The organism is Photorhabdus sp. P32, from assembly GCF_038085095.1.
In the GTDB taxonomy this organism is placed as follows: Bacteria; Pseudomonadota; Gammaproteobacteria; order Enterobacterales; family Enterobacteriaceae; genus Photorhabdus; species Photorhabdus luminescens.
This window is the reverse complement of record NZ_JAZGJN010000293.1, coordinates 1-18929: the sequence shown is the minus strand read 5'-3', so window position 1 is coordinate 18929 and position 18929 is coordinate 1. Positions and strand designations below refer to the sequence as shown.

Genomic DNA, 18929 nt, shown 5'->3' with positions numbered 1-18929 from the left:
TTGCCCTTAAACTTATCTTATATGATAAGTTTGTAAGTTGTCAAACCTCTGTTTTCGATGAAAACCCGAGTGGCGGAGATTGTTGATAGCAGCTCTGAACCAAATATTAAATACATCAGGTTTTCACCATGATATCTACTCTATGCAGTATATAAAAAAGTCCATTACCTTGGGATTTCAGTTAGTTATTCTTCGAACCGCTTCGCAAAGTTATTATCTCTGCCTTGGATGGTATCTTTTTATCCTCTATTTTGCCGTTATGCATGGATAGCCCAAGGAGCAACGGATGCTTAATTTATTGATATTGATTCTGTTTATTGTTTTCAGTACACCGATAGTTGCGGCTGAAACATTAGACATAGGGAAAAGTTACCCTGATTGAGCGGGTATTTTTTACATGGTGATATATTCAGGGGCTATGATCTTTCGATCACTAACCCGTAACTAGATGAATGTGTTAGAAATAGTGTAAGAAAAATAAAGTAATGAATAAAAAAGGTTGTCCGGGGTAAGAATGGAATTTACACTGCATTCTATGGTGTATAATTTATCAACAGTTATTGCCTTAATATCATTAAGTTAATTTTATTCTGTCATAAGTTTGTGGTGCAAATGACAGGGGGTACAGTGATGAGGCTTGAACTGCAAAATTTAGATGAAATGTCACCGGTGCAAGAGCAAACTTTTATGACCATTTTCGATGCTCAATTGGCAAATGACGATGGTTCAGAGGCGTGTGCTCACCTCAATTCTGGTGAACCAATTTATTATGCGGAGTTTGATACTCCAGCAGGGATGGTTATCAAGGAATACCCGGGTGGTCCTAGAGAATTAGTTAGTTTTATGAGTGGTACAGAGCAAATGGTTGAGGTTTTGGAAGCATGACTCATCGGCCTCAGCTATGGGTTATCGCGGGACCTAATGGAGCGGGCAAATCGACACTGGTTCGACGTCATCTAACCGGTAAGCTTCCTGTAGTTAATCCCGATGATATAGCAAGAAAATTCACTCTGCATAATCTATCATTGAAAAATGCGGATGTATCTGGTTGTTACAAAAGAAAACAAATATGAAAAACCCCCGAAGATGTTTTTCATATCGTTTGGATTAAGTTGTTTTGAAGCCAAAATGCAGTTCACAATTGCAAGCTTTGGCGTAGTTCAATAGTGTCTTAAGTGTTGGGTTTCCATTTCCTTTTTCAAGCCTGGAAATATTCGCTTCTTTTGTTCCCATACGCTGTGCAACTTGATTTTGAGTTAAACCAGCAGCACGCCGCATGCGTAATAGAGTATTAATTAGCTCGAATTCTGGCTCTAGCGCATCATACTCAGCTTTTACATCTGGGTTAGCTAATGCTTTGGATTTTAGAGACTTTAAGCTATTCATTTTGTAACCTCTTTCATTCGTTCATAAGCGAGATCAAGATCCTTTTTAGATATCTTCTGGTTTTTCTTAATAAATGCATGAAGGACAATGATATTTGGACCTTGTAGATATACCCGTCATCTTTCAAGTTGCCTCTTTGTTGGCTGCACTCGTTCACCCCGGTCACATAGTTCGCTATGCTCCCGGGGATTCACTCCCTTGCCGTCGCGATGCATCTTGAAATCCATAGAGTATATACTCGTGAATAGTATAGTTAAGGCCATTGCTGAGCAGTATGTAACACTCTGAGTACCTGTAAAAGGTTTCCCTGAACCCGGTAGATAATAACGTAATGGGGGTGAACGACAGCTTCCCGTGTCCCTTTTACCCTACCAGGCTTATACATATTGGGATGTTGGCAGGCCGTTTCTGCCGTTACTTCAAATTCATTATCGAGCTTAATTGCAGCAAGCGGATTATCCAGCGCGATATATTCCATAATAGCCTCACGATCAGCCAAAGCCATTGGCTTCCATTCCAACTCCATTATATCTCCTTACGTAGGGCCGCTTTTTTGGCTGCAAACTGTGCCTTAGCTTCCTCATGAGGAACGCTGGGGTGGGGATCATCAATAGCTGCCTGAACTTGTTTACGGAACCATGCATCATAAGCAGCAGCCTTATGCGCCCGTTTCAGAGCTTCTGCACGGTCTGGACGGGCCGTTTTCGTTGGTGTATCCAGATTATAGTTGGCTGCATCTACATTGAATTGTGCAATGCCTACGTCTTTAAGATAGGTGACAAGGGTTTCCAGTCGTTTGAACAAGCGTACTTGACGGCTGCGCTGGGCAACCAGAGGACGCTCCACCGTGCCATATTTCACCATCAAAGCCCATCCATCGTTATGACCTACCACATGTACCGAGTTAACAGCGCCGGCTTCAACTAGGCGATTTAGTGTGGGATGATCGATTGTTTCTGTGACCATAAATGTTCTCCTGAGTTATTTATATGCAAGTATTCTGGATAGCATATGCATTTAATTATTAATTGCAATGCAATAAATAGTTAAATGAGTCAGGTTCTCACCGTAATTATCTGTTTTGTGCAGTATATAAAAAAGTCTGTTGCTTCGGGATTTCAGGCAGTTATTCTTCGAACCGCTTCGCAAAGTTATTATCTCTGCCTTGGATAGTATCTTTTTATCCTCTATTTTGCCGTTATACATGGATAGCCAAGGAGCAACGGATGCTTAATTTATTGATATTGATTCTGTTTATTGTTTTCAGTACACCGATAGTTGCCAATGAGACATTGAATACAGAGAAAAATTGCCCGGATTGAGCGGGTATTTTTTACATTCTCCGCACGAAGGGGTCTGACGGTTCTAGTTATCTTTCTTCTCTTTTCTTCTCTTTGCGGGTTCAGGTGTTCGTTATGATAGCATCGAGGGCTGAGATAATTTCATTTCTGGATGAGGCTACGTTGCATACAAAATCTGATTTGTTGATTTTTTTTGCATCCAGAAACGTTATTGCCGGTGTAAATATATAATAACTATTATTATTAATGACCACCTGAGGGGTGATTCTTTTCTGGTTGAGGCTAATGTCATTTTTAGATACCAGAGGAACAATAATCCTTGTTGTTAAATCATCAAAATAATCATTCTGGATAATAAGGTAAAACGGCCAAAGCCTGTTTGTTTTGGCCGATGGATTACGATACACATCAAATTGCTGTGGCATTACAGGCTCCCGAAAAATTCATCGTCTGTGAGCATTCCAGCTTTCGCCATGAATATGTTCATAGCCTGCATATCTTCTTTCTCTTTCTCTCTCTCATCCTGTTTGGCTTTTATAGCCTGCGCCAGAAGAATATCTAGTGTTGCTGAGAGATTCATGTCCATACTATGGGCTTTATCGACCAGTGAAGCCGTCAGGTACACGTTGGTGCTTCTTTTGGTGCTGTTACGGGGAGAGGTAACGGTATTCATGGTGTTTACTCCTATGCGCAAAGGTATGCGCATAAGTATGATGGGTAACGGAAAAACAATCAAGTATCCTGCTTCTTGAAAGACTTAGAATTTAATTATTAATTGCAATGCAATAAATAGTTAAATGAGTCAGGTTCTCACCGTAATTATCTGTTTTGTGCAGTATATAAAAAAGTCTGTTACTTTGGGGGTTCAGGCAGTTATTCTTCGAACCGCTTCGCAAAGTTATTATCTCTGCCTTGGATAGCATCTCTTTATCCTCTATTTTGCTGTTATACATGGATAGCAAGGGAGCAACGGATGCTTAATTTATTGATATTGATTCTGTTTATTGTTTTCAGTACACCGATAGTTGCGGCTGAAACATTGAATACAGAGAAAGATTGTCCTGCATGGTCGCAGGACAAATTGCAACATGAAACAAAAAGTCTGATGCAACAGATGGCTCAATGGGATCAACTTTATCGTCAGAAAGGGATCAGCGAGATCGATGATGAAGTTTATGATCAATTAATGGCGGAGTTAATTCATTGGCAACTCTGCCTGAAACAGGCGCCTCATTCAGATTTTCCTGTAGAAGTTTTTCCCGATAATAAGCTGGTTCATCCAGTTGCTCATACCGGATTAAGCAAACTGAAAGACGAGTGGGAAATTAACCGATGGCTGCACGGCAGATTACCTGTCTGGTTACAGCCAAAGATTGATGGCGTGGCGGTAACACTGGTTTATCAGAATGGGAAATTAGTTTCATTAATTAGCCGAGGCAATGGTTCCGCAGGAGTAGACTGGACAGCGAAAAGCCGACATATTCCCGATATTCCCCAAAATATAGAAAATGCTCCATTTGATCTGGTGTTGCAAGGCGAGCTTTTTCTGCATAAAGAGGGGCATAGACAGCAATTGTCCGGCAGTGATGGCGCTCGTAATCGTGTTGCGGGTTTGATGATGCGCAAGGAGCATTCGCCAGAATTAAAGCAAATCGGTGTGTTTATCTGGAGCTGGCCGGATGGCCCTGTGGATATGGAAAGTAAATTGCAGAAACTGGCGAGTATGGGTTTTCCATTCGCGCTTCGCTATAGCCATAAAATAGAGAGGCCAGAGCAGGTACAGAAACTGCGGATGCATTATTTTGAGCAACCTATGCCTTTCGCTACAGACGGTATCGTGCTGAAACAGGAAATTGAACCTAAAGGGAATCAATGGCGGTCTGGCTCCAACAGTTGGGCTGTGGCATGGAAACACCCTTTACGCCATCAGGTCACACAAGTCAGGGAAGTGAGCTTTACTATTGGCAGAACGGGCAAAATCTCAGTTGTGCTTGGGCTAGATAAGGTAAAACTGGATGACCGACAAGTCAGCCGAGTTAATATTGGTTCAGTCCGTCGTTGGCAACAGTTGGATGTGTTGCCGGGGGATCGGGTGACTCTTACACTTGCGGGTCATGGTATCCCGAAATTAGCTCAGGTGGTGTGGCGGATCAAAGAGCGTCAGAATATTCAGCCGCCAGATAAGCAGCGTTATCATGCGTTGAGTTGCCTGACGTTAACGGCAGGTTGTGAACAACAGTTTAATGCCCGGCTGAAATGGCTTGGTGAACATTTGCATATGACAGGTGTCAGTAGCGGTAGTTGGGCAATGCTGAGTGAACAGAAGTTAGTTACTGATTTAACCGGTTGGTTAACGCTCTCAGTTCAAGATATTGCCGCTTTACCAGGAATCGGTGATAAACGGGCACAGGCTATGTATTCACAATTCAGTAAGGCAAAGAATCAACCTTTTTCCTATTGGATGAAAGGCATTGGAGTGCCTTATATGGATAAGCTATCTGACGATGTTGATCACTGGCAGCAATTGGAGCAGAAATTAGCCGGAGCACAGTTAAAACAGCAATTCACTCGCGGGCAAGTGAAAAAGTTGTCTGATTTTGTCAATGACACGCAGATTAAAGCAATTGCCGAGAAACTGTCAGTGGCAGGAATCAAGGGGTTTGATCGGGAAAACGGGGTTGGGCCGAACCCCGTTGGTATGGCTCAGTGATCAGAATGTTCATAATTAAAGACAGGTAATCCAAGGCGGTAGCGAATAGCAACCAATCTTGCTGTCAGGCCGACGATCAGGGTAATCAAAACAATGCCATCCAGCGGTAATGGCGTGTGCTGTAAACCAATATATAACCAAGCGGCGGCAAAAGAGACGCCGGCATAAATCTCTTTCTGGAAAACCAATGGAATGGTGTTACACAGCATATCGCGTAGCACGCCGCCGAAAACACCGGTGATAACCGCGGCAATGGAGGCGATTATTGGGCTATAGTTCATATCCAGAGCAATCTGCGCACCAATAATGGAGAAGACAATCAGACCAATGGCATCAAGGATCAGAAACAGACGGCGTAAATGCTTCATCATGGGGGCAACCCAAGTGGTGATTACGGCGGCACAGGCAACGGTAACGATATATTCAGGGTGTTCAACCCAACCGAGGGGATAGTGCCCGAGAAGCATGTCCCGAACGGAGCCGCCGCCAATTGCCGTTACAGAAGCAATAATAATCACGCCGAACATATCCATTTTACGGCGGCCCGCAGCTAAAGCGCCGGTCATCGCTTCAGCGGTAATCCCAATGATATAAAGAACACTTAGTAACATAGATAATAAAATGTGCGCAGCATAAAAAAGTAAGAGTAATGTCGAAGTGGTAAAGTCTCGACTGAAATTTTTTAGTTCCATCTATTTCGGATTAATATTATTTATCCGAAAAAACCTGATATAAGGATAATAAAATGGCCTTTCAGGAATGGCAAATCACGTTTGATCATCGTAGTCGCCAGCTTACCAATATTAATGTCTGGACACCAGACAGCCAGTGGTTAGCTTATGATGTTCGTCCTCACGGCGCTTCTTTTACCGGTTTAACGATAGAAAAAATTCATGTATACAGCGGCAAAACAGAAATTATCTATCAGGCCAAGGATGGAGCTCATGTTGGCGTGGTGACAGTCAGCCCAACAGAACCTATCCGGTATGCGTTTATTCATGGGCCTGAATTTCCAGATGAGCAATGGCATTATGATTTTCATCATCGGCGGGGCGTGATTGTCAGTGAGGATGCGCCGGGAAAAGCGGTTACGCTGGATGCAATGGATATTACTGCTCCTTATACGCCGGGAGCGCTGCGTGGAGGCAGTCATGTTCATGTATTCAGCCCGGATGGTAGTCGTCTGAGTTTTACTTATAACGACCATGTTATGCATGAGCTTGATCCCGCGCTGGATTTACGCAACATCGCCGTTGCTGTGCCCCTCAAATCAGTTGAACCGCCTAAACAACATCCTCGTGAATATGATGGTAGCTATTTCTCCGTTGTCGTCAGTACTACAACATCTCAACCGGAGCCAGATAGTGATGAGATTAACCGTGCCTATGAGGAGTGCTGGATAGGTCAAGCAGGATATCGTAAAGCGGATGGAAATTGGCAGCGTTGGGCGTTGGCATTTATTGGCGATACTATCTCTGCAACAGGAGAAAAGGTACCGGAAGTCTATATTGTTGATTTACCCGAACAGGATACTGATTATGCAATAGCAGGGGAAAAACCACTGCAAGGTACGGAAACAACGTTACCCGCGCCGCCTGCTAATATCATGCAGCGTCGTCTGACATTTACCAGTCATAAGCGTTGGCCTGGGGTAGTGAATAATCCACGTCACTGGCTGTGGACCTCACCGGATGGTGAGCAGATTGGTTTTCTGATGAAAGATGACAATGGCATTGTCCAACTATGGACAATATCGCCAAATGGCGGAGAACCGCGTCAGATAACGCACAGTCATTGTGGCATTCAATCTGCTTTTAGTTGGGAAAGCCGTGGTCAGTATGTTGCTTTTATTTGTGATAACAGTGTGATGCTATGCGATGTACAAAATGGTCAGATGCAACGTTTGACGAAGCGTACAGAAAAAGCGCCTGCTGCTGAGGCGGTTGTGATTTCACCGGATAGCCGTTATGTTGCATTTACGCGTGAAGTCGATGGTTATATGCAAATTTTCCTGGTGGAAACCGGATTGAAATAAATATATTTGCCGCCAGTTCATTTTCTGCTGGTGGCAATAAATAAACCGGAACGGATTATCAATTAATTGTTTTTGGTTTGATGTTGTGCTTTTTCTATTTTTTCAATTCGCTCTTTTGGTGAACTTGCTGATTGATCTTCGTCAGATTTTATATAGTCATAAGGTAATAACAGAGTATCTAATATCGCGGAAAAAGGCAGATCAATCGCGAGTAATGGTTTCATTACCCAACCTGTCTCTTGGTCTTTTAACATTTCAATGTTGGCTTTAGCTCCGGGATAATAACCGCGACTTGGCCCTGAATGTGTCATGATGCTGGTACACCCGCTGATTAACAGCCATCCTAATATGACGCAAAATAGAATTAGTTTATTACTCTTCATCGGTTCTATCGATCTCGTATGGCTAATCCGCTGAAATAGTTCGCCCGTTCTTGAGTTTGTTGGGTGATCTTTATTTCCCCAAATTTCTCCAAATCCCTTAACGAAGGGTTTTGACATCAATCACTATAATCACGTCACGCAACGTTGACCATAGCATTGACATCAAAAAGTCGTGAATTTTTTATGTAACAGGATTTTTTTCTGTTTTTTGACTAATAAAAAATAATGTAAGTCGTCATAATAATTTGAATAGCCTATAACTTAAGTAATTTTTGAGACTAAAACAATTTGGCTTTTGTCTGTTAATAATAAGGTTCTAAAGAGTGTTGTGCTCCTTTCTAGGGTGATAAGTCCTTATAGTTTATAGGCTTAACTACATAACAGCTATTTAATATCAAAGGTAACAACTATCGCTTAATTGTTTGCATTTTTTACCCGATTGGCTGGCTGTATGTGAAATTTGTTAGAATACATCAAGAATATGATGCGATAGACGCCAATACAATTGAGTCGGAGTAAGCTATGAATGTTAAACCAATCAGAACAGAACAGGATTACAAGGCAGCTTTAAAATCCATCTCGCTATTGTTTGATAATCAGCCTGAAATTGGATCTCCTGAATTTGATTATATGGAAGTCATGGTCTTGCTGATTGAGGCTTATGAGACTGAACATTTCCCGATTGATCCGCCAAATCCCATTGAAGCGATAAAATTCCGTATGGATTCAGATGGGCCTCACATTAGCCATCAGTAAACGCACAAAAACCCGCCTATTCAAGGCATTGGATTTAGAAATTTCTGATTGAATAGGGGCTGCTTAAGGAGAGTAGGTAAACAGGGAGTGTTTCTTTCACTCTTCTTAATGCACAAAGCATTCTACAAATTCTGAGAATAATTATGTAAAGTCCTCGTTGTCATTTGGCTCCTGTCTTTCCGAGCAGGAGCTTTTTTATTGTCATCCTTAAACCAACTCCTAGGGAGGTGGGCTTTTACTATTTATTTTAGTGATCTTAAGCTGCTTGCTGATGTGCTCGCTCAATCTCTTCTGCCAGAATCGCAATCCCTTTGGCAATACTTTCCGGATCAGGAACATAATTCATACGCATGCATTCATGGGTATGCGGCCAGTCTTGTTCCAGCCCGGGGAAGAAATAGTGGCCTGGAACCATTAACACACCACGTTTTTTCAGTCTTTGATAGAGCGTTTCTGTGGTTATCGGCAAGTTTTTGAACCATAGCCACAGAAAAATGGCGCCTTCTGGTTTATGGATCAGGCAAAGTTCTGCCGGCAGATAACGACGGATAATCTGAATCACATCTTGAACCCGTTGTTGGTAGAACGGGCGGATAATTTCTTGTGACAAACGAAGCAAGTCATTACGGCGGATCATTTCCAATGCCATTGCGGGGCCCACACCACCCGGCGCAAGACTGATGATGCCATTCATGTTACTGACGGCATTGATGATTTTATCGTTAGCGATAATGATTCCACAGCGTGAACCCGGCAACCCTAATTTGGATAAACTCATGCACAGAATAATATTGGGATTCCACAATGGTGTAGCTTCGCTAAAAATAATACCTGGGAATGGCACGCCGTAAGCATTATCGATGAGCAATGGAATTTGGTGTTGTTGAGCCAGATAATCTAACCGTTGTAACTCTTCATCAGTGATAACGTTACCCGTTGGGTTGGTTGGGCGAGAAACACAGATCAGGCCAATATCTTCGGTAATATTGAGATGGTCAAAATCAACATGATATTTGAACTGGCCTTCTGGCAATAATTCAATATTGGGTTTATTGGCGACAAATAAGCCCTCATCCAGCCCTGAGTCAGAATAACCAATATATTCCGGCGCTAGCGGAAACAGCACCTTGCGCACAGAGCCATCTTCGCTGCGTCCAGCCAGCAGGTTAAATAGATAGAAGAATGCACTTTGGCTGCCATTGGTCAGGGCAATATTTTGTGTACCAATCTCCCAACCTAATTTTTCGCGCAACATCTCTGCCAATGCTTGAATTAATGTGTCCTTTCCTTGAGGCCCATCATAGTTGCATAGCGTGTCAGTGAGTTGGCCGTTGGCGACCATCTCTGTCAGTAGTTGCTGAAAATAGTCATCCATTTCCGGGATATGTGCCGGGTTGCCGCCGCCTAACATAATTGCGCCAGGCGTCCTCAACCCTTGATTAAGGTCATTCATCAGGCGGGTTATGCCTGCATCTTGTGTGAATTTGTTACCAAATTGAGAAAAAATCATAGCCACGTTCGTTGTCGGTGTGTTGTTTGGATTAACAGACATAACACCATACTCCGCGCATTATTGGGGTGCAATCTGGAAAATTATGACTATTGGTTATTTAATATTGCGTTTAATTTAGCATTTAAAACAAAGAACTGAATGTTTGGTTAACATCCAGCTTTATTATGCATATTAATCTTAAGTGCGATAGTAATTCACTGAATTTATTTTCTACATAAACAGTTTATTGTATGGTCATTGACCAAACCAGTAGCTTGCATAAATGCATAGCAAGTAGTGCTGCCGATGAATTTGAATCCCCTCTTTTTCAGCGCTTGTGATAACGCTTCTGAAATCTCTGTTTTTACCGGTACTTCTGTGCTCGTTTCCCACTGATTAATAATGGGTTTGTTATCGACGAAGCGCCAGATAAAAGTACTGAATTCTTCTCCTTGTTGCTGCATCTTAAGATAGGCGCGCGCATTGTTGATAATAGCGTTAATTTTGGCGCGGTTACGGATAATAGCGGGATCAAGCATTAGTCGTTCTACATCATTTTCATCCATGACAGCAATTTTTGCCGGATCAAATTGATGGAAACATTTACGATAGCCTTCACGTTTTTTCAGAATAGTCAGCCATGATAGTCCAGATTGTTGCCCTTCCAAGCAAATCATTTCAAACAACTTTTGGCTATCTTTTAGCGGCTTCCCCCATTCATTGTCGTGGTAGGCCAGATATTCCGGGTCAGAGGTAACCCAATGGCAGCGTGTTAATTCCATAGTCGTTACTTTCAGTATGAGTGGTTAGGAATTGACAGTACCTTAACTGTATAGATATACAAGTAAAATAACCAAATTGAGATTTTTTTATTTCAGGGCGAAATTAAGAGCGAATTCAGGGCTGTATATCTTAAGGTCAAAGGGTATACTGACCAGCTTCCTTTCAAATTCATATGTATCGCGTGCGGATCCAACATGCAAAAGTTTGATACCAAGACCTTTCAGGGGCTGATCCTGACATTGCAGGATTATTGGGCGCGCCAAGGCTGTACCATTGTCCAACCATTGGACATGGAAGTCGGTGCGGGTACTTCTCATCCAATAACTTGCCTGCGTGCACTTGGCCCAGAGCCAATTGCCGCCGCTTATGTGCAACCTTCTCGCCGTCCGACCGATGGCCGTTATGGTGAAAACCCTAACCGTTTACAACATTACTATCAGTTTCAAGTCATTATTAAACCATCTCCAGATAATATTCAGGAGTTATATCTGGGTTCTCTGAAGGAGCTAGGATTAGACCCAACGGTTCATGACATCCGTTTTGTTGAAGATAACTGGGAAAACCCAACGTTAGGCGCCTGGGGATTGGGTTGGGAAGTGTGGCTTAATGGGATGGAAGTGACTCAGTTTACTTACTTCCAACAAGTAGGTGGCCTTGAGTGTAAACCGGTCACGGGTGAGATCACTTACGGTCTTGAGCGTCTGGCAATGTATATCCAAGGCGTAGACAGCGTTTATGATCTGGTTTGGTGCGATGGCCCGTTGGGTAGAACTACCTATGGCGATATTTATCACCAAAATGAGGTGGAACAATCTACCTATAACTTTGAACATGCGGATGTCGATTTCCTGTTTACCTGCTTCGAACAATATGAAAAAGAGGCTCAGGATTTGCTGGCATTAGAAACGCCGCTACCGTTGCCGGCTTATGAACGTATTCTCAAGGCGGGTCATACATTCAACTTGCTGGATGCTCGTAAAGCCATCTCGGTGACTGAACGTCAGCGTTATATCCTGCGTATCCGCACCCTGACCAAAGCGGTTGCAGAAGCTTATTATGCCTCCCGTGAGGCGTTAGGCTTCCCTATGTGTAACAAGAATCAGAACTAAGAGGCTGTCATGACTCAACAGACTTTCCTGGTGGAAATCGGCACCGAAGAGTTGCCGCCGAAGGCTCTTCGTTCATTGGCTGAAGCATTTGCTGCTAATTTTGCGGCGGAGTTGGATAACGCGAACTTAGCGTATGGCGAAGTGAGCTGGTTTGCAACGCCGCGCCGTCTGGCATTGAAAGTTGCTAATTTGGATGAGGCGCAAGCTGATCGTGAAGTAGAAAAGCGCGGTCCAGCGATTGCTCAGGCATTTGATGCTGAGGGTAAACCGACAAAAGCGGCTGAGGGTTGGGCTCGCGGTTGTGGTATCACGGCTGCTCAGGCTGAACGTTTAGTGACAGATAAAGGCGAATGGTTATTGTATCGCGCTCTGGTTAAAGGGCGCAGTGTCAAAGAGTTGCTGGCGGCGATGGTCAACAGTGCGCTAAATAAGTTGCCTATTCCTAAACTGATGCGCTGGAGCGATAAAGAGACTCAGTTTGTTCGCCCAGTTCATACCGTTACCATGTTATTTGGTAATGAACTGATTGAAGGCGAGGTTCTGGGTATTAAATCTGCGCGTGTCATTCGTGGTCACCGTTTTATGGGTGAACCTGAGTTTACGATTGATGATGCAGAACAGTATCCGGCGATTTTGCAACAACGCGGTAAAGTGCTTGCAGATTATACAATCCGCAAGACACTGATTAAGCAGGATGTAGAGCAAGCGGCGGTTAAGCTAGGCGGCGTTGCTGATATCAGTGACAGTCTGCTGGAAGAAGTCACTTCATTGGTTGAATGGCCGGTTGTGCTGACGGCGAAATTTGAAGAGAAATTCCTTGCAGTGCCGTCAGAAGCGTTGGTTTACACCATGAAAGGCGACCAGAAATATTTTCCGGTTTACGACAACGCTGGCAAGTTAATGGCTAACTTTATTTTTGTTGCTAACATTGACTCTTCTGATCCACAGCAAATCATTACTGGTAATGAAAAGGTAGTCCGTCCACGTTTGGCTGATGCAGAATTTTTCTTTAAGACGGATCGTAAACAGCGTTTGGAAGATAATCTACCTCGCCTGGAGACGGTTTTGTTCCAGAAGCAACTTGGTACTTTGCGTGATAAAACCGATCGTATTCAGGCGTTGGCCGGTTGGATTGCAGATAAAATCGGCGCTGATGTGAATCATGCTACCCGTGCTGGTTTGTTGTCCAAATGTGATTTGATGACCAACATGGTATTTGAGTTCACCGATACGCAAGGCGTGATGGGAATGCATTACGCCCGTCATGATGGTGAAGCAGAGGATGTTGCTCTGGCATTGAATGAGCAGTATCAACCGCGTTTTGCCGGTGATGAACTGCCTTCTACTGGCGTTTCTTGTGCGTTAGCGATTGCTGACAAAATGGATACTCTGGCGGGTATTTTTGGCATTGGTCAGCATCCGAAAGGCGATAAAGATCCGTTTGCGCTGCGTCGTGCTGCGTTAGGCGCTCTGCGTATTATCGTCGAGAAAAAATTGCCGCTGGATTTGCAAGCATTGACGGAAGAAGCGGTTCGTTTGTATGGCGATAAGCTGACAAATGCCAAGGTTACAGATGACGTAGTTGAGTTTATGCTTGGCCGTTTCCGGGCCTGGTATCAGGAGCAAGGCTACAGCATTGATACTATTCAGGCGGTATTGGCGCGTCGTCCAACCCAACCGGCTGATTTTGATGCCCGCGTTAAAGCGGTGACACACTTCCGCACATTGGATGAAGCCACTGCGTTGGCAGCCGCGAATAAGCGTGTTTCTAACATTCTGGCAAAGTCTGAAGAGACGTTGAATGAAAAAGTAAATGTTTCTGCGCTGAAAGCGCCGGAAGAGGTGAAACTGGCAACACATCTGGTGGCTTTACAGGATAAACTGGCGCCTTTATTTGCTGAAGGATGCTATCAGGAAGCGCTGGTTGAATTGGCGTCTTTGAGAGAAATTGTCGATGCTTTCTTTGACAATGTGATGGTAATGGATGAAAACCAACAGGTGAGGGTGAATCGCTTAACTCTGTTAAGTGAATTGCGTGCTCTGTTCCTGAGAGTTGCTGATATTTCGTTATTGCAATAGTGATTTGAAATAATCGGTTCTGACGGTTGGGAAATATAATCGTCGGAACCGTAGTTTTTACTTCTACGGATTGAGGGTGCTCGACATAGCTGAGTTTCAGTTGTTTTTATCAGCAACTAACTTATGATTATTAAAAAGGTATTGACGGCCTATAGCGAGCGCAGTAAGATTCGCCTCGTTTTCGGCGAGTAGCGCAGCTTGGTAGCGCAACTGGTTTGGGACCAGTGGGTCGGAGGTTCGAATCCTCTCTCGCCGACCAATTTAGAGTTTGTGGACGTCAAATAAGCCGCAGACTTAAAGAAAATAGAAAAGCCCTACAGTGATTGCTGTAGGGCTTTTTGTCATCTGGCGTTTACTCTAACAGTTACAGCCGCTTGGCGCATAGATTTGCATAACATTGATATCAGTATCAAAATTGTTCGGCTTTCCACAATTGAAAAGACCATAGTGTTTTTTCCCATCGCCAATTAAATCAAAGAGTGTATGGTAACGACTTTTGGTGATCATATCGGCAGTATTGCGGCATACGGGGACAGCTCTGCCGGTTTCAAAAATATGTTCTCGATCAAGCACAAATTGATCAGGCGCATCTGGTAAATTGCCTTTATAAATTGCAATTTGACCATAGTCCTCGCAGCGATCTTCCAAGTCTAATTTGAACAGCCTTAACGTCATTGAATACAGTTTTGCCCCGCCTAGCTTCGCTTCGATCTCCTTATTATTTATAGATTTCAAATTGCTATTAATGACACGAACATCATGAAAACCGGCTGTTCTTGCCAGCCGTATGAAATCTTCAAAGTACATCGCGTCACCGATACATTCACAAACAATTTGTGAGTCATTTTTCAGTGATTGCTCTAGCCTTCTATCTAAAAAAATGTCAGAAAAATAGATTTCACCGCCAGGTTTGAGTAAACGAGCCATACCTGCCAACACGCTTGCTTTGGATATAGATAGGTTGATGACACAGTTTGAGACGATAACGTCTATACTTTCAGGTGGTAAATCAAGTTCCTCTAGTGACTCGATATAGCCTTGTTGAAAATGCACATTGGTGGATGGATAGTTAAAGGTTCGACGATGATAATCCACAAAACTCTGGGCAAACTCGATTTGTTCTGTCGTTGCATCAATACCAATAACTTTACCTTCAGTACCTACGAGGTGAGATAGAATAAAACAGTCCCGCCCGCTCCCACATCCCAAGTCTAATACTGTCGTTCCTTCTAGCAAGGGAGGAAAAGGCGTACCACAACCATAAAAACGGCTCTGTACATCAGGATGGATAAGTTTAAGAACTTCTTTGATTCTGTCTGAAGTGGTGTTGTCTACCGTGCATACATTTATAGCAAGATCCTCTCTACTAGACAGGGTTTTGCCATAATAATGTTGTACCTCTTCAATCCTCTGTTTAAATGATTGTTCATTCATATTTATCTCCTTTGAATTAAATCATCAGCAGGCTGATATGATGTTTCGGTAATTTTGGCGCCAGATTTACAATAGATTCCTCATATTCCTGATCAATGCATAGATGGTCAATGTATTGAGTTAAAAAAAACCGTCATTGCTGACGATTGATATGTGTAGCAACTTCCATCCAAGCTTCTACAGCGACAGCAAAAGCTTTGCGCCCTTTGTCGGTTAATGTGTATACCTTGCGTCCACGGCCTGCAACGGTTTCATTGTGTACCGTGACATATTCTCCCTGCTCAAATTCACGCAGCACCGGATAAATTGTACCTTCAGTAGGTGAACAACACCCTTGGGTAGAACGTTCAACCTCACGGGCAATTTCGTAACCGTGCATAGGCCGTTGTTGTAGGGCGCTGAGAATGAAAAACTTGGATAAGCTCATCTTAATGATGCCATTCCAATACATTCGATCAGTGTAGTCCACTGTTGTTCGCCCAACAGTGTTAAGTGTTTTCTTCGATTTGTTCATAACGGCATCATATACATTGAGCATCAAGGCGTCAATGTATAAGGTAGTCAGTTTTAACTCTTTTCTATAATAAGTGCAGGTATCTCCTGACTATTTCAAGGGATGCCCACTTCCGGCATCCCTTTATCAGTATTTAGATGGATCTTCTGAACTTTATGTTCCTATTCCATCATCCCCATAGTGATTTTCAAATCAGAGCTACCATTCTCTGAAATAGACGATATTTTTGGATCAAAATTCAAAAGGAGTTTGGAAGGCCCTCGTGTATACACTCCTACTTCTTGATAATGATAGTTATCCGCAAAACGTAAATTGTGCAGGCGATCCAAAATAATATTGGATGAAACTTCCAACTGACTAAATGAAAATGCGGCCGCAATACAAGCATGAGTCCCTGCACCAAAAGCTAAATGTCTCTTTCGATTTGCTTGCTGTTGCGAAGTTGCATTCTTTCTTCGATGTAGATCGAATTCATTTGGTTTGTGAAAAACCGATGGATCACGATTAGCGGCGCCAATCATACAAAATACTGAAGTGCCTTTGGGAATATCGATACCAGAAATAGTGATATCTTCATTCGCTTCTCTTGGAATTAACTGTACTGGTGGCGTCAGACGCAAAGTTTCTTCAAATGCGTCTCGAATTAGACTGCGATCTTTAATCACTGCCTCAAGCATATCTGGATTAGATATTAAGTGATTAAACATCATTGCTAATATTTTGTCAGCAGGTTCTATCGCCGCTAATAGAATATTTAAACTCAATGCTGTAATTTCACTTTTGGACATCTCTGTATCTTGACAAAATATAGATATAATATCCTTACCGGGATGACACCGTCTCTGATCTACTATAGGATTTAGTAAGCGAATCAATTTCTGGCCACATTCGAGACTGTATATTCTTTCTGGCTCTGTTTGGTCAAAATGGGTAACAAAATTGGTGATACCCCTGTGCCATTCAGCTATGTCAAGATAGTTATCATTTGGCAATCCAAGAATACCTAATGTAACTAATACGGCGTAATCGCTGCCAAAGTCATTAACAAGATCTATATTTCCTTTTTCTATATGAGGTCGTAAGAGATCTTCTGTAATATTTCGAATCATGGGTTTGTAGTGACTATTAAAATAATCTTTTAAAAGCCCTTGAATCATGAGTTTTCGTTTACACGCATGTTCTTTACCTTCCATTTGAATAAGAACGCGATCCCCCATAACAGATTCCGGTTCAGTTAATGGCTTTGTATTGAAACGTGAGGATTTTAAAATAGTTTCAACATCCTCATATTTGCCAATAAAATAGCCGTATCGGGATTGATCAAAATAAACTAAATCTTGTTTATGTAAGATGTCGTAAAAATCGTAAGGATTTTTTATAAATTTTGGATCTTGGATGTTGAAAGAACTTAATTTAGCCATTATTTTTCTTCCTTTCTAAATGATATTTAGTACTAAGAGCCTATTAGCCTTAATACAGCTACTATCTCATAAAATTCTGTGTATTTTATAATTGAGTGACGATTCCGTAACTTTGTTTATCTCCTACTTGGATAGGATAACTACCACTAAATAATCCTTTTCCGATTGGCCAAGGGCGGTGATAGAGCAATGTAGAAGACTTTACTCCAAGTAATCGAGATGTATCGAGGTAAAAGGGAATTTCAGAGAAAATATATGGTAATGCTTTATATACTAATTGTAGGTCAATTTGACCAAAGTATTGTCCAGTACCTTTTAGTCGCCCTTTTACGGCTTGGAAGGACATATCAAGGCAGATTTTTTTAAAAGATTCTGATTCATTGAAAGCGTTTTCAACTTGTGTTTTAAGAGATTGGTAGTCGTGGTTTAGTGCAAAGTCACTAAATTGGATAATTCTGATTTGCTTACTTTTTAACTTTGTCATGGAAATAGCATCATCAAGGTTACGTAAATGACGTTTAATTTCGCGATGTGTTTTCTTGATAGCCTTAGCTTTCTCAGTTCCACTAGCGACTAAGAGGCGTGAAGCTTCACATTCACAAGGTAACAATATATCGACTTGTTGGAAGTAATGATTTGACCACCGAATAAGGTCCATAACATAGTCTTTTGAGAAACGCGAGTTAAAGGGGCTGATCCCTACTAATGCATGATCACCTCTCTGAATAATTTGGTTACAACGAGAGGTTTCACCTTGAACGGTAAATAATGCTGAATTTTCGTGTAACAATGCTGAATTGACTGATAATATTTGATTATTCGTTTCTTTTACGTATTTTCTTTCAGTAGATAACATTTCCATTGACTTTCCATTTTTTTAATGTGATCCGATATAATCCTGTATAAATTTTTTAATTTTTATAGAAATTCATTACATCCCTATTAAAATATTTATACATAAATTTGATCTAAGTGAATCTCGTAAAAATGTCAAAAACTATCGAAAATTGGATGTAAAAACATACTGTCGCTCTTGAGAGCAGATAGCATTTTTCGATTAAGGGGTTGCTCAGACAGTAATATCTGGTGCTGTATTTTTAGCTCCATCTCAACATGATTTACCATATTAATTATATGGCCTTTATTTGAGTACATTAGTAGATATTCTGTTCATATTGGCTAGGTCAATGGAAAGAGCCAATAATTATTTTTTGCCCGTGAGTTTACCGACGTTGGCAGTAAATTAAGTATTTAGAAAAACCTATATACCTGTCATCTTTCAAGTTGCCTCTTTGTTGGCTGCGCTCGCTCACCCCAGTCACATAGTTATCTATGCTCCCGGGGATTCGTTCCCTTGCCGTCGCGATGCATCTTGAAATCCATAGGGTATATACCCAATAAACTTCAAAATGCAGTTTTTAGCACCTGAAAATGGTCGTTAATTCTGGACGTCAGCGAGTCCGCTATATCAGGTAGCGTTGTAGTGAAAAATTTGAACACTTTGTCTCGAAATTCATGTTTATCCG

The 18929-nt window shown here is 42.1% G+C and carries 20 protein-coding genes, 1 tRNA gene and 3 pseudogenes; 9 read left to right on the top strand and 15 right to left on the bottom strand.

Annotation, left to right across the window (positions count from 1 at the left end; all coding sequences use genetic code 11):
• The first annotated feature begins 630 nt into the window (after nt 1-630).
• Both V2H77_RS22235 and V2H77_RS22230 read left to right on the top strand, forming a co-directional pair.
• Nucleotides 631-885: a hypothetical protein gene (locus V2H77_RS22235; protein ID WP_341500516.1), complete on the top strand. Its 255-nt coding sequence runs from the start codon at nt 631-633 to the stop codon at nt 883-885.
• Nucleotides 882-1073 (top strand): hypothetical protein, encoded by a 192-nt coding sequence (locus V2H77_RS22230; RefSeq protein ID WP_341500515.1) that lies wholly within the window; start codon nt 882-884, stop codon nt 1071-1073. Before V2H77_RS22235 ends, V2H77_RS22230 begins: the two co-directional genes overlap by 4 nt.
• 34 nt (nt 1074-1107) lie before the next feature.
• Here the strand turns inward: V2H77_RS22230 and V2H77_RS22225 are convergent, their stop codons facing one another.
• The 6 genes and pseudogenes from V2H77_RS22225 to V2H77_RS22200 all read right to left on the bottom strand — a co-directional run bounded on the left by V2H77_RS22225 (nt 1108) and on the right by V2H77_RS22200 (nt 3360).
• A complete protein-coding gene (locus tag V2H77_RS22225) occupies nt 1108-1386 on the bottom strand; it encodes a helix-turn-helix domain-containing protein (protein ID WP_341500514.1) in 279 nt (92 codons plus the stop codon).
• Nucleotides 1383-1481: pseudogene (locus tag V2H77_RS22220) on the bottom strand (type II toxin-antitoxin system RelE/ParE family toxin); the annotation flags it as partial. The pseudogene V2H77_RS22220 and the gene V2H77_RS22225, both read right to left, overlap by 4 nt.
• Before the next feature lie 158 nt (nt 1482-1639).
• Nucleotides 1640-1912 (bottom strand): type II toxin-antitoxin system RelE/ParE family toxin, encoded by a 273-nt coding sequence (locus tag V2H77_RS22215; protein WP_341500513.1) that lies wholly within the window; start codon nt 1910-1912, stop codon nt 1640-1642.
• On the bottom strand, nt 1912-2352 hold the full coding sequence (locus tag V2H77_RS22210) for an antitoxin PaaA2 family protein (protein ID WP_341500512.1): 441 nt from the start codon (nt 2350-2352) through the stop codon (nt 1912-1914). The genes V2H77_RS22215 and V2H77_RS22210 overlap by 1 nt, the downstream gene beginning before the upstream one ends.
• Before the next feature lie 436 nt (nt 2353-2788).
• Nucleotides 2789-3112: a CcdB family protein gene (locus tag V2H77_RS22205; protein WP_012776412.1), complete on the bottom strand. Its 324-nt coding sequence runs from the start codon at nt 3110-3112 to the stop codon at nt 2789-2791.
• Nucleotides 3112-3360, bottom strand: coding sequence for a type II toxin-antitoxin system CcdA family antitoxin (locus V2H77_RS22200; RefSeq protein ID WP_036814298.1), 249 nt, complete (start codon nt 3358-3360; stop codon nt 3112-3114). Before V2H77_RS22200 ends, V2H77_RS22205 begins: the two co-directional genes overlap by 1 nt.
• 300 nt (nt 3361-3660) lie before the next feature.
• Here V2H77_RS22200 and ligB point away from each other — a divergent pair, with 300 nt between their 5' ends.
• Entirely contained in the window at nt 3661-5397 is a 1737-nt protein-coding gene (gene ligB, locus V2H77_RS22195; protein WP_341500511.1) for an NAD-dependent DNA ligase LigB, read from the top strand.
• On the opposite strand, the gene V2H77_RS22190 is transcribed toward ligB, so the two are convergent.
• The gene (locus V2H77_RS22190; RefSeq protein WP_341500606.1) at nt 5391-6008 is read right to left on the bottom strand and encodes a trimeric intracellular cation channel family protein; all 618 of its coding nucleotides are present in this window, start codon (nt 6006-6008) and stop codon (nt 5391-5393) included. The genes ligB and V2H77_RS22190 overlap by 7 nt on opposite strands.
• A 134-nt stretch (nt 6009-6142) precedes the next feature.
• On the opposite strand from V2H77_RS22190, the gene V2H77_RS22185 reads away from it, so the two are divergent.
• On the top strand, nt 6143-7432 hold the full coding sequence (locus tag V2H77_RS22185) for a DUF3748 domain-containing protein (protein ID WP_341500510.1): 1290 nt from the start codon (nt 6143-6145) through the stop codon (nt 7430-7432).
• 62 nt (nt 7433-7494) lie between these two features.
• Here V2H77_RS22185 and V2H77_RS22180 read toward each other — a convergent pair whose 3' ends face one another.
• Complete coding sequence (locus V2H77_RS22180; RefSeq protein ID WP_265377824.1) at nt 7495-7815, bottom strand: YceK/YidQ family lipoprotein; 321 nt, start codon at nt 7813-7815, stop codon at nt 7495-7497.
• A gap of 393 nt (nt 7816-8208) precedes the next feature.
• Here V2H77_RS22180 and V2H77_RS22175 point away from each other — a divergent pair, with 393 nt between their 5' ends.
• Together V2H77_RS22175 and V2H77_RS22170 are read left to right on the top strand one after the other, a co-directional pair.
• The gene (locus V2H77_RS22175) at nt 8209-8334 is read left to right on the top strand and encodes a type II toxin-antitoxin system HigB family toxin (protein WP_430198876.1); all 126 of its coding nucleotides are present in this window, start codon (nt 8209-8211) and stop codon (nt 8332-8334) included.
• Nucleotides 8335-8337: 3 nt separating this feature from the next.
• Nucleotides 8338-8550, top strand: a pseudogene (locus tag V2H77_RS22170) (helix-turn-helix domain-containing protein); the annotation flags it as partial.
• 277 nt (nt 8551-8827) lie between these two features.
• On the opposite strand, the gene V2H77_RS22165 reads toward V2H77_RS22170, so the two are convergent.
• Together V2H77_RS22165 and V2H77_RS22160 are read right to left on the bottom strand one after the other, a co-directional pair.
• Complete coding sequence (locus V2H77_RS22165) at nt 8828-10081, bottom strand: valine--pyruvate transaminase (RefSeq protein ID WP_088374987.1); 1254 nt, start codon at nt 10079-10081, stop codon at nt 8828-8830.
• Between the two features lie 206 nt (nt 10082-10287).
• A complete protein-coding gene (locus tag V2H77_RS22160) occupies nt 10288-10845 on the bottom strand; it encodes a DNA-3-methyladenine glycosylase I (RefSeq protein ID WP_341500509.1) in 558 nt (185 codons plus the stop codon).
• A 195-nt stretch (nt 10846-11040) separates the two neighbouring features.
• Between V2H77_RS22160 and glyQ the strand changes: the two genes are divergently transcribed.
• From glyQ to V2H77_RS22145, 3 genes are all read left to right on the top strand, one after another.
• The gene (glyQ, locus tag V2H77_RS22155; RefSeq protein WP_049584050.1) at nt 11041-11955 is read left to right on the top strand and encodes a glycine--tRNA ligase subunit alpha; all 915 of its coding nucleotides are present in this window, start codon (nt 11041-11043) and stop codon (nt 11953-11955) included.
• A gap of 9 nt (nt 11956-11964) precedes the next feature.
• Nucleotides 11965-14034 carry a glycine--tRNA ligase subunit beta gene (glyS, locus tag V2H77_RS22150; RefSeq protein ID WP_341500508.1) on the top strand — a complete coding sequence of 690 codons (2070 nt, stop codon included), beginning with the start codon at nt 11965-11967 and terminating at the stop codon, nt 14032-14034.
• Between the two features lie 182 nt (nt 14035-14216).
• Nucleotides 14217-14293: transfer RNA gene (locus V2H77_RS22145), tRNA-Pro, on the top strand.
• Nucleotides 14294-14391: 98 nt separating this feature from the next.
• On the opposite strand, the gene V2H77_RS22140 is transcribed toward V2H77_RS22145, so the two are convergent.
• The 5 genes and pseudogenes from V2H77_RS22140 to V2H77_RS22120 all read right to left on the bottom strand — a co-directional run.
• Entirely contained in the window at nt 14392-15468 is a 1077-nt protein-coding gene (locus tag V2H77_RS22140) for a methyltransferase domain-containing protein (protein WP_341500507.1), read from the bottom strand.
• 133 nt (nt 15469-15601) lie between these two features.
• Nucleotides 15602-15982: a PadR family transcriptional regulator gene (locus V2H77_RS22135; protein ID WP_265377672.1), complete on the bottom strand. Its 381-nt coding sequence runs from the start codon at nt 15980-15982 to the stop codon at nt 15602-15604.
• A 161-nt stretch (nt 15983-16143) separates the two neighbouring features.
• Nucleotides 16144-17403 (bottom strand): cytochrome P450, cyclodipeptide synthase-associated, encoded by a 1260-nt coding sequence (locus tag V2H77_RS22130; protein ID WP_341500506.1) that lies wholly within the window; start codon nt 17401-17403, stop codon nt 16144-16146.
• Between the two features lie 85 nt (nt 17404-17488).
• Nucleotides 17489-18265, bottom strand: coding sequence for a tRNA-dependent cyclodipeptide synthase (locus V2H77_RS22125; protein WP_341500505.1), 777 nt, complete (start codon nt 18263-18265; stop codon nt 17489-17491).
• A gap of 542 nt (nt 18266-18807) precedes the next feature.
• A pseudogene (locus V2H77_RS22120) lies at nt 18808-18929 on the bottom strand (IS630 family transposase); the annotation flags it as partial.

Excerpts from the sequence above, each read along its gene's own strand:
- V2H77_RS22235 (WP_341500516.1), top strand. The coding sequence starts at position 631 with ATGAGGCTTGAACTGCAAAATTTAGATGAAATGTCACCGGTGCAAGAG.
- V2H77_RS22230 (WP_341500515.1), top strand. The coding sequence starts at position 882 with ATGACTCATCGGCCTCAGCTATGGGTTATCGCGGGACCTAATGGAGCG.
- V2H77_RS22225 (WP_341500514.1), bottom strand. The coding sequence starts at position 1,386 with ATGAATAGCTTAAAGTCTCTAAAATCCAAAGCATTAGCTAACCCAGAT.
- V2H77_RS22215 (WP_341500513.1), bottom strand. The coding sequence starts at position 1,912 with ATGGAGTTGGAATGGAAGCCAATGGCTTTGGCTGATCGTGAGGCTATT.
- V2H77_RS22210 (WP_341500512.1), bottom strand. The coding sequence starts at position 2,352 with ATGGTCACAGAAACAATCGATCATCCCACACTAAATCGCCTAGTTGAA.
- V2H77_RS22205 (WP_012776412.1), bottom strand. The coding sequence starts at position 3,112 with ATGCCACAGCAATTTGATGTGTATCGTAATCCATCGGCCAAAACAAAC.
- V2H77_RS22200 (WP_036814298.1), bottom strand. The coding sequence starts at position 3,360 with ATGAATACCGTTACCTCTCCCCGTAACAGCACCAAAAGAAGCACCAAC.
- ligB (WP_341500511.1), top strand. The coding sequence starts at position 3,661 with ATGCTTAATTTATTGATATTGATTCTGTTTATTGTTTTCAGTACACCG.
- V2H77_RS22190 (WP_341500606.1), bottom strand. The coding sequence starts at position 6,008 with ATGTTACTAAGTGTTCTTTATATCATTGGGATTACCGCTGAAGCGATG.
- V2H77_RS22185 (WP_341500510.1), top strand. The coding sequence starts at position 6,143 with ATGGCCTTTCAGGAATGGCAAATCACGTTTGATCATCGTAGTCGCCAG.
- V2H77_RS22180 (WP_265377824.1), bottom strand. The coding sequence starts at position 7,815 with ATGAAGAGTAATAAACTAATTCTATTTTGCGTCATATTAGGATGGCTG.
- V2H77_RS22165 (WP_088374987.1), bottom strand. The coding sequence starts at position 10,081 with ATGATTTTTTCTCAATTTGGTAACAAATTCACACAAGATGCAGGCATA.
- V2H77_RS22160 (WP_341500509.1), bottom strand. The coding sequence starts at position 10,845 with ATGGAATTAACACGCTGCCATTGGGTTACCTCTGACCCGGAATATCTG.
- glyQ (WP_049584050.1), top strand. The coding sequence starts at position 11,041 with ATGCAAAAGTTTGATACCAAGACCTTTCAGGGGCTGATCCTGACATTG.
- glyS (WP_341500508.1), top strand. The coding sequence starts at position 11,965 with ATGACTCAACAGACTTTCCTGGTGGAAATCGGCACCGAAGAGTTGCCG.
- V2H77_RS22140 (WP_341500507.1), bottom strand. The coding sequence starts at position 15,468 with ATGAATGAACAATCATTTAAACAGAGGATTGAAGAGGTACAACATTAT.
- V2H77_RS22135 (WP_265377672.1), bottom strand. The coding sequence starts at position 15,982 with ATGAACAAATCGAAGAAAACACTTAACACTGTTGGGCGAACAACAGTG.
- V2H77_RS22130 (WP_341500506.1), bottom strand. The coding sequence starts at position 17,403 with ATGGCTAAATTAAGTTCTTTCAACATCCAAGATCCAAAATTTATAAAA.
- V2H77_RS22125 (WP_341500505.1), bottom strand. The coding sequence starts at position 18,265 with ATGGAAATGTTATCTACTGAAAGAAAATACGTAAAAGAAACGAATAAT.